8 protein-coding genes and 2 tRNA genes are annotated in these 8,935 nt (G+C 74.0%); 9 read left to right on the top strand and 1 reads right to left on the bottom strand.

Annotated features, from left to right (window positions below):
* The first annotated feature begins 209 nt into the window (after nt 1-209).
* Both ACZ6EM_RS15605 and ACZ6EM_RS15600 read left to right on the top strand, forming a co-directional pair.
* Nucleotides 210-2,816 (top strand): ATP-binding protein, encoded by a 2,607-nt coding sequence (locus ACZ6EM_RS15605; RefSeq protein ID WP_452177426.1) that lies wholly within the window; start codon nt 210-212, stop codon nt 2,814-2,816.
* A complete protein-coding gene (locus tag ACZ6EM_RS15600; protein ID WP_465772542.1) occupies nt 2,809-3,483 on the top strand; it encodes a response regulator in 675 nt (224 codons plus the stop codon). Before ACZ6EM_RS15605 ends, ACZ6EM_RS15600 begins: the two co-directional genes overlap by 8 nt.
* Before the next feature lie 251 nt (nt 3,484-3,734).
* On the opposite strand, the gene ACZ6EM_RS15595 is transcribed toward ACZ6EM_RS15600, so the two are convergent.
* A complete protein-coding gene (locus tag ACZ6EM_RS15595) occupies nt 3,735-5,003 on the bottom strand; it encodes an amidohydrolase family protein (RefSeq protein ID WP_452177427.1) in 1,269 nt (422 codons plus the stop codon).
* A gap of 278 nt (nt 5,004-5,281) precedes the next feature.
* On the opposite strand from ACZ6EM_RS15595, the gene ACZ6EM_RS15590 reads away from it, so the two are divergent.
* From ACZ6EM_RS15590 to ACZ6EM_RS15560, 7 genes are all read left to right on the top strand, one after another.
* Nucleotides 5,282-5,354 (top strand) — tRNA-Thr (locus ACZ6EM_RS15590).
* 42 nt (nt 5,355-5,396) lie between these two features.
* Nucleotides 5,397-5,469 (top strand) — tRNA-Met (locus ACZ6EM_RS15585).
* A gap of 83 nt (nt 5,470-5,552) precedes the next feature.
* Nucleotides 5,553-5,717, top strand: a complete 165-nt coding sequence (rpmG, locus tag ACZ6EM_RS15580; protein ID WP_006604855.1) for a 50S ribosomal protein L33 — start codon at nt 5,553-5,555, stop codon at nt 5,715-5,717.
* A 116-nt stretch (nt 5,718-5,833) separates the two neighbouring features.
* Nucleotides 5,834-6,292 carry a MaoC family dehydratase N-terminal domain-containing protein gene (locus tag ACZ6EM_RS15575; RefSeq protein ID WP_359897553.1) on the top strand — a complete coding sequence of 153 codons (459 nt, stop codon included), beginning with the start codon at nt 5,834-5,836 and terminating at the stop codon, nt 6,290-6,292.
* A gap of 5 nt (nt 6,293-6,297) precedes the next feature.
* Nucleotides 6,298-6,720, top strand: coding sequence for a MaoC family dehydratase (locus ACZ6EM_RS15570; RefSeq protein WP_401047087.1), 423 nt, complete (start codon nt 6,298-6,300; stop codon nt 6,718-6,720).
* 107 nt (nt 6,721-6,827) lie between these two features.
* Nucleotides 6,828-7,391: a TetR/AcrR family transcriptional regulator gene (locus ACZ6EM_RS15565; protein ID WP_401047089.1), complete on the top strand. Its 564-nt coding sequence runs from the start codon at nt 6,828-6,830 to the stop codon at nt 7,389-7,391.
* Nucleotides 7,392-7,479: 88 nt separating this feature from the next.
* Nucleotides 7,480-8,928 (top strand): MFS transporter, encoded by a 1,449-nt coding sequence (locus ACZ6EM_RS15560; RefSeq protein ID WP_401047092.1) that lies wholly within the window; start codon nt 7,480-7,482, stop codon nt 8,926-8,928.
* The last annotated feature ends 7 nt before the right edge of the window (nt 8,929-8,935 follow it).

Here is an 8,935-nt window from a genome sequence, read left to right as displayed (position 1 = left end):
AGGGGGGTGTTTCCCCCCCCCCTCCCCCCCTTCCCCCCCCCCCCCCCCCCCCCCCCCCCTCCCCCCCCCTCCCCCCCCCCCCCCCCCCCCCCCCCCCCCCCCCCCCCCCCCCCCCCCCCCCCCCCCCCCCCCCCCCCCCCCCCCCCCCCCGGGCCGGCCGACCCGCGTCCGCAGACGTGCACCACTTTTCGATGGAAAGAGCAGTGCCCATGGCCCGCGACCTCACCCCCGGCACCGGCAACCGCGGCGGCCGCCTGAGGGTGTACCTCGGCTCCGCGCCGGGGGTCGGCAAGACCTATCGGATGCTGGACGAGGCCCGGCGCAGACAGCAGCGCGGGGCCGACGTCGTGGTCGGGTACATCGAGTGCCACGGCAGACGCCACACCGAGGCCATGCTGGCCGGCCTGGAGGTCCTGCCGCGGGTCCGGCGCGCCTACCGGGACGCCGGGTTCGACGAGATGGACCTCGACGGCGTGCTCGCCCGCCGCCCGTCCGTCGTGCTGGTGGACGAGCTGGCGCACACCAACGTCCCCGGCGGCCGGCACGCCAAGCGGTGGCAGGACGTCGAGGAGATCCTGGCCGCCGGGATCGACGTCATCACCACCGTCAACATCCAGCACCTGGAATCGCTGAACGACGTCGTCCGGAAGATCACCGGCATCCCGCAGCGCGAGACCGTCCCGGACGAGGTGGTCCGCCGGGCCGACCAGATCGAACTCGTCGACATGGCCCCGCAGGCGCTGCGCCGCCGGATGGCCCACGGCAACGTCTACCGGGCGGAGAAGGTGGACGCCGCGCTCTCGAACTACTTCCGGGTCGGCAACCTCACCGCCCTGCGCGAACTCGCCCTGCTCTGGGTGGCCGGGCGGGTGGACGAGGGCCTGCGCGACTACCGGGCCAGCCACAACATCGACCGGGTCTGGGAGACCCGCGAACGGGTCGTGGTCGCCCTCACCGGCGGCCCCGAGGGCGAGACCCTGATCCGCCGCGCCGCCCGGATCGCCGACCGCACGGCCGGCGGCGAGCTGCTGGCCGTCCACGTCTCCCGCAGCGACGGCCTGGCCGGCGCCTCCTCCGGCGCGCTCGCCCAGCAGCGGCAGCTGGCGGAGGCCCTCGGCGGCAGCTACCACGTGGTGGTCGGCGACGACGTCCCCACCGCGCTGCTCACCTTCGCCCGCGCCCACCACGCCACCCAGCTGGTGCTCGGCACCAGCCGCCGCGGCCGGATCAACCGCTTCCTCACCGGTCCCGGCACCGGGCAGACCACCGTGGACGCCTCCGAGGACATCGACGTCCACATGGTCACCCACGAGTTCACCGGCCGCGGCCGGCTGCCCTCGCTCGGCCGCCGCCACTCCCGGCGCCGCACCTTCGCCGGCTACCTGGCCGGACTGGCGGTGCCCTGGCTGCTCACCGCCCTGCTCTCCCAGGCGCACCACAGCATCAACCTGACCACCGACGCGCTGATCTTCCAGCTCGGCGTGGTCATCGTCGCCCTGCTCGGCGGAGCCGTGTCGGCCCTGCTGGCCTCGGTCGTCGCCTCGGTGCTGCTGAACTACTACTTCATCCCGCCGATCCACAGTCTGACCATCGGCGAGACCAACAACATCGTCGCCCTGGTGGTCTTCGCCGCCATCGCGCTCACCGTCTCCACCGTGGTCGACCACGCCGGCCGGCTCACCAGCCGGGCCGCCCGCGCCACCGCCGAGGCCGAGACCCTCTCCACCCTGGCGGGCAGCGTGCTGCGCGGCGCCGACGCGCTGCCCGCCCTGCTGGAGAAGTCCCGGACGGCCTTCGGCATGCGGGCCGTCGCCCTGCTCTCGCGGGTCGACGGCGAGGCGCTCGCGCACTGCGCGGGGGACCACCGGGGCGACGGCGACGGGCCGCACGAGACCACCGAGGTCCCGGTCGGCCCGGACGCCGTCCTGGTGCTCACCGGCCGCCGGCTGCCCGCCGCCGACCAGCGGGTGCTGACCGCCTTCGCCGCCCACGTCGCCGCCGCGCTGGAGCGCGACCGGCTTGCCGTCGTCGCCGCCGAGGTCGAGCCGATCAAGGCCGCCGACCGGATGCGCACCGCCCTGCTCGCCGCCGTCAGCCACGACCTGCGCACCCCGCTGGCCGCCGCCCGCGCCTCGGTCGGCTCGCTGCGCAGCCCCGACGTCGAGTTCTCGCCCGAGGACCAGTCCGAACTCCTCGCCACCGCCGACGAGTCGCTGGTCAAGCTCACCCGGCTGGTCGACAACCTGCTCGACATGAGCCGCCTCCAGGCCGGCGCGCTCACCCTGCACCTCACCGAGACCCACCTGGACGAGATCCTGCCCCGGGCGCTGGACAGCCTCCCCGACCCGTACGCACCGGTCCAGCCGCTCGACCTGGAGACCACGCCGCCGGTGCTCGCCGACCCGCCGCTGCTGGAGCGGGTGCTCGCCAACGTGATCACCAACGCGCTGCGGTACAACGCCCCCGGCGCGCCCGTCCTGGTCACCGCCAGCCACCACGCCGACCAGGTCGAGATCCGGGTGATCGACCGCGGCCCCGGCATCGCCCCCGAGGACCGCGACCGGGTCTTCCTGCCCTTCCAGCGCCTCGGCGACACCGACAACACCACCGGCGTCGGCCTCGGCCTCGCCCTCTCCCGGGGCCTCGCCGAGGCGATGGGCGGCAGCCTGGAGGTCGAGGACACCCCGGGTGGAGGCACCACCATGCTGCTCACCCTGCCCGCCGCCACCACCGGGCCCGCCGCCACAGCCCCCGCCACCTCAGACCCCGCCGCCACCGAGCCCGGACACCCCGGGGAGGAATCGCGACATGAGTGAGATCCTGGTCGTCGACGACGAGCCGGCCCTCCTGCGCACCCTGCGGATCAACCTCAGCGCCCGGCAGTACGCCGTCCGCACCGCCGCCAGCGGCGGCGAGGCGCTCGACCGCGCCGCGCACAGCACCCCGGACGCCGTCCTGCTCGACCTCGGCCTGCCCGACCTCGACGGGATGGACGTGCTGCGCGGCCTGCGCACCCGCAGCGCGATGCCGATCATCGTGCTCTCCGGCCGGACGGACGCCGCCGACAAGGTGGGCGCCCTGGACGCGGGCGCCGACGACTACCTCACCAAGCCCTTCCTGATGGAGGAACTGCTGGCCCGGCTGCGCGCCGTGCTGCGCCGGCCGCCGGGCGGCGTGCCGTCGGGCCGGCCGGTGATCGGCGACCACACCGTGGACCTCGCGGCCACCGCGGTGAACGGCCCGAACGGTCCGGTCCGGCTCACCCCGACCGAGTGGCGCATCCTCGCCCTGCTGCTCGCCAACCCCGGGCGGCTGGTGCCCGGGCGGCAGATCCTGCGCGAGGTGTGGGGCCCGGCCCAGGAGGGGCGCGGCAACTACCTGCGGGTCTACTTCGCCGGGCTGCGCCGCAAGCTGGAGCGCGATCCGGCCCGGCCGCGGCACCTGATCACCGAGCCGGGGATCGGGTACCGGTACGTGCCGTGACGGACCGGCGGGCGAGCCCTCGTCAACGAGCCGTCAAGAGCGCTCCGGTGGACGACAGGAGGGCGTCAAGACCGCCCGGGGGCGGTGTTCCGCGGGCGTAGTGTCGGTGTCGAACGAGCGGCCCGGCTCCGTGTGGGGGAGGCCCGGGTCCGCTCCGGCAGCCGTCCGAGGACGGCCAGCAGGTGGGGGAGGGGCGCGCGACATCCGTCGCGCGCCCCCATCTGTCGTCGGGGCCGGGTCCGTCCCCCGGATCAGCCGTCCGCGGCCCCGGACTGCCGGGGCAGCGCCAGCGCCACCGTGTCCGCGAACTCCCGGACCGCGCTGGTCCGGCTGACCACCCGGCCGCTGTGCACCACCAGCCGGCTGTGCCCGCCCGCGAGCGCCCCGGCCAGGCTGTCCCCGCGCACCGCCAGCAGCTCCGCCGGGAACCCGGCGTCCACCCGGACCGGGGCCAGCCCGAGCGCCGCCCGGGCCTGGTTCGCCACCGCGTCGTACGCCGCCGCCGGGTCCAGCTCCCCACCGGCCGACAGCAGGTACGCCGACTCCAGCGGATCCGCCCGGCCGACCGGGTTGGACGGGTCGCGCAGCGCCCCGCTGCCCGCCGCCAGCGGCACCCTGGCGGCGGCCAACTCCCTTACCAGGCCCGGCCGCAGGCCCGTCGTCCGGCCTTCCATTCCGGTGCAGCCGCCGTTCTGCGGCAGGCAGACGACCCGGATCCCGCTGGTCGCCAGCACCGTCGACCCGCCCCGGGCCAGCGCCCCGCACGGGCCGAGCGTCACCCGCGGCCGTAGCGGCGCCAACGCGCCCGCCATCCGGGCGAGTTGGGCGGCGTCGGCGGCGCCGGTGTGCAGGTCCACCGGACAGTCCGCCTCCCGGGCGGCCTCCAGCAGCAGCTGCACGTACCCGGCCGGGTCCGGATCCAGGTCCGGGCAGCCGCCGGCCGCGGTGGCGCCCAGCTTGAGCGCCTCGCGCAGCTGCGCCCGGCCGTCCGCGCCGGCCCGCCCGGTGAGCAGCCGGGGCATCGCCACCGCCTGGAGTTCGGCCAGCCCGCGCAGCGCCTGCCGGGCGGTGAGCACCGCCTCCAGCCGGCGCAGTCCGTGCACGTCGCCGATCCGGACGTGGGTGCGCTGGGCGGTGGCGCCGTAGCCGAGCGAGGTCAGCGCGGCCTCGGTGACCCGGCGGGTGAGGTCGGCCGGGGTGTCCGGCGGCGGGGCGGCCAGCGCGGCGGAGAACGCGGTGTCGTAGTGGGCGTGCGCCTCGGCGGGGGCCGGGAGCAGCAGGTAGCCGCGCAGGTCGATCCGGGCGCCGGTGGTGACGGTGGGCGCGCCGGGCAGGGCGGGCAGTGGGCCGAGGCTGCCGACGGTGCCGACCGCCTGGATCCGGTCGCCGCTGATCCGGACGTCCACCACCCGCCCGTCGGCCAGCCGGGCGCCGGTGAGGAGCAGGACCGGGCCGTGCCCGAGCGGGTTGGCCGCCGGGCCGGGTCCGGAGTGCGGCCCGTCGGCGGCTGCGCTGTCCATCGCCGGCTCCTTCTCGCGTCGGCCCGTGCGGTCGGCCCCGGGCCGCTGGCCCGTACCGCCGGGCGGTCCTCCCGATCAATGAGCGTCGAGCCTATGGGCCCGGGGGGCGGGGCGCCGGGAGGCGGGCAATAGTCGTATCGGGTCGGGCCGCGGCGCTCGCGGCCCGATCGAACGCAAGGCCTTGGATCGTCCGCCCGTACCCCTCACCCACCTGCGGTCTTCGCCGCGGGATACGGATTTCACCTCCGGGCGCGAAACGTGTAATCTCTTCCTCGTTCGCCCCTATAGCTCAGTCGGTAGAGCGTCTCCATGGTAAGGAGAAGGTCTGCGGTTCGATTCCGCATGGGGGCTCGGTGAGAAGCAGTCAGCCTCGGCTGTGCTGTGGATCACTGTGGCGGTGTAGCTCAGTTGGTAGAGCAAGCGGCTCATAATCGCTGTGTCACCGGTTCAAGTCCGGTCACCGCTACCCCGCGTAGTCGGTCGGGAGATCGCACTCCCGGTCGGCTACTCTTGTTGTGTTCTTATTCGTTGTCCAAGGAAGGCACTCCCGTGGCTGCCACCGACGTCCGCCCGAAGATCACGCTGGCCTGCGTGGAGTGCAAGGAGCGGAACTACATCACCAAGAAGAACCGGCGTAATGACCCGGACCGTCTTGAGATGAAGAAGCACTGCCCCCGCTGCAACTCGCACACCGCGCACCGCGAGACCCGCTGACCCTGAAGTAGGGCGACGGGCCTGTGTGAAATCAGGTCTTCTACTCCGGGCCGCATCCCTCACAGGGGGTGCGGCCCGGAGTTTTTTCGTATCCACCCGCGTTCCGAGGAGCTGCCATGGCGCTCGACCCCTCCTTCATCGGGCGTAGTTACCCGCCCACCGAGCCGTACGAGGTCGGCCGGGAGAAGATCCGCGAGTTCGCGACCGCGGTCGGCGACGCCAACCCGGCGTACACCGACCCGGAGGCGGCGAAGGCGCTGGGCCACCCCGACGTGATCGCCCCGCCGACCTTCCCGTTCGTGATCACCTACCGCGCGGCCGGCCAGGTGGTCGAGGACCCGGAGCTGGGCCTGGACTTCAGCCGGGTGGTGCACGGCGACCAGAAGTTCGCCTACACCCGCCCGGTGCGGGCCGGTGACCGGCTGTCGGTCGCGGTGACCATCGACAACATCAAGTCGCTGGCGGGCAACGACGTGCTCACCGTGCGCGGCGAGGTGACGGACGCGACCGGCGAGCACGTTGTGACGTCGGTCATGACCCTGGTGGCCCGGGCCGCCGACGAGGCGGGGGAGTGAGCGCGATGGCGATCGGCTACGACGAGGTCGAGGTCGGCACCGAGCTGCCGGCGCAGTCCTTCCCGGTGACCCGCGACACGCTGGTGCGGTACGCGGGCGCCTCGGGCGATTTCAACCCGATCCACTGGAACGAGAGGTTCGCCCTGGAGGTCGGCCTGCCGGACGTCATCGCGCACGGCATGTTCACCATGGCCGAGGCGATCCGGGTGGTCACCGACTGGGTCGGCGACCCGGCCGCGGTGGTCGAGTACGGCGTGCGCTTCACCCGCCCGGTGCCGGTGCCGAACGACGGGGTCGGCGCGGTGGTCGAGGTCTCGGCCAAGGTCGCCAAGAAGCTGGACGACCGCAGGGTGCAGGTCGACCTGCTGGCCACCGCGGGCGGTCAGAAGGTGCTCGGGATGTCCCGGGCCGTGGTCCGGCTCGGCTGAGCCGCCCCCTCGCGACGGCGGTCGCGGCCGGAGCCCCGTACTCACGGGATCTCCGGCCGCGGCCGCGGGCCTTGCCTTGATAGTGATTGGCCACTAACTTGGAACTCATGGCGAAGTCGAGCATCCGGATGAGCGCGGAGGAGCGGCGCGAGAGCGTCGTCCGGGCCGCCCTGATCGAGTTCGCCCGGGGTGGGTACCACGGCACCTCCACCGAGGCGATCGCCCGCCGGGTGGGCGTCTCGCAGCCGTACCTGTTCCGGCTGTTCCCGGGCAAGCAGGCGATCTTCGCCGCGGCTGCCGAGCGCTGCGTCGAGGAGACCTGGCGGGTGTTCGACGAGGCCTCGGCCGGGCTGTCCGGCGAGGAGGCCGCCGACGCGATGTCCGCCGCGTACATGAGCCTGGTCGAGGACCGTGACCAGCTCATGATGCAGATGCAGCTCTACGTCTCGGTCTTCGCGGCCCGGGCGGCCGGCGAGGAGGAGGTCGGGGAGACCGCCCGGCGGCTGTGGGAGAGCCTGTTCGACCGGGTCAGGATCCGGATCGGCGGGGGCATGAGGGACGCCACGCAGTTCTTCGCGTACGGGATGCTGATCAACACCATGGTGGCGCTGGGCTATCCGCCGGACCACCGGATGTGGAGCGGCTTCGACGGGTGCGAGGAGCCCGAGTAGCCGGGCCGCGCGGCGGTGTCCGTGCGGCCTTTTTTCGGCCCACGAAAGTTATTGAGCAATAACTACCTAGAGGAAACTGGGGGACGTCATGACGGAGAAACCGACCATGGGCAGAACCGCGATCTGGACGCTGGTGATCGTCAGCGCGGCCGGCTTCATGGCCGCCCTGGACAACCTGGTGGTCACCACCGCACTGCCGTCGATCCGCGAGGAACTCGGCGGCGGGCTGTCCGACCTCGAATGGACGGTCAGCGCCTACACCCTGAGCTTCGCCGTGCTGCTGATGTTCGGCGCCGCGCTCGGCGACCGCTTCGGCCGCCGACGGATCTTCCTGGTCGGCCTGACGGTCTTCACCGCAGGCTCCGCCGCGGCGGCGATGTCCCCGGGCATCGGCGACCTGATCGCCGCCCGGGCCGTCCAGGGCGTCGGGGCCGCGGTGATGATGCCGCTCACCCTGACCCTGCTCACCACCGCCGTGCCCGCGGCCAGGCGGGGGATGGCCTTCGGCATCTGGTCGGGCGTCAGCGGCCTCGCCGTCGCCGCCGGGCCGCTGATCGGCGGCTCGCTGACCGAGCACTTCTCCTGGCAGTGGATCTTCTGGGTGAACGTCCCGGTCGGCCTCGTCCTGCTGCCGCTGGCCTACCTGCGGCTCGGCGAGAGCCGGGGCGCGGGCCGGGCCCTGGACGTGCCCGGGACCCTGCTGGTCAGCCTGGGGATGTTCGGGGTCGTCCTCGGCCTGATCCGCGGCAACCCGGACGGCTGGACCAGCCCGCTGGTCCTCGGCGCCCTGGTCGCCGGCGTCCTGCTGCTGACCGCCTTCGTCTGGTACGAGCAGCGGGTGGCCGCCCATCCGATGCTGCCGATGCGGCTGTTCCGCAGCCGGGCCTTCTCCGCCGTCAACGCGGCCAGCCTGCTGATGTACCTGGGGATGTTCGGCTCGATCTTCCTGATCAGCCAGTACCTCCAGGGTGTCGGCGGCTTCAGCCCGCAGGAGTCGGGCATCCGGATGCTGCCGTGGACGGCGATGCCGCTGCTGGTCTCCCCGGTCGCGGGCATCGTCTCCGACCGGATCGGCGGCCGCCCGATCGTGGTCGCCGGGCTGGCCCTGCAGGCCGTGGGCCTGGTGCTGTTCGGCCTGGTCGCGGACGGGAGCACCGGCCTCGACTACCCCGCCCAGATCCCGGCCATCGTGATCTGCGGGATCGGCATGTCGCTGTACTTCGGCCCGACCGCCCAGCTGGTGATGGCCAGCGTCCGGCCGCAGGAGCAGGGGATCGCCTCCGGCGCCAACAACGCGCTGCGCGAGGTCGGCGGGGCGCTCGGGGTCGCCGTGCTCGCCGCGGTGTTCTCGGCGCGGGGCGGCTACCAGTCGACGCAGGCCTTCACGGACGGGCTGGTGCCCGCGCTGTACGTCGGCGGGGCCGCCGTCGGGCTCGGCGCGCTCGCCGCGGTGTTCATCCCCCGGCGGCGCGCGGCGGCGGCCGCGGGGGTGCGGGAGGAGCGGGCCGGGAAGCCGGCCGTGCCCGCGGGGGTCTGAGGCGCCG

The sequence above is a fragment of the Kitasatospora sp. NPDC041917 genome (assembly GCF_055589745.1).
Note: the sequence above shows the minus strand (reverse complement) of the source record. Positions and strands in the feature narration are given on the sequence as shown.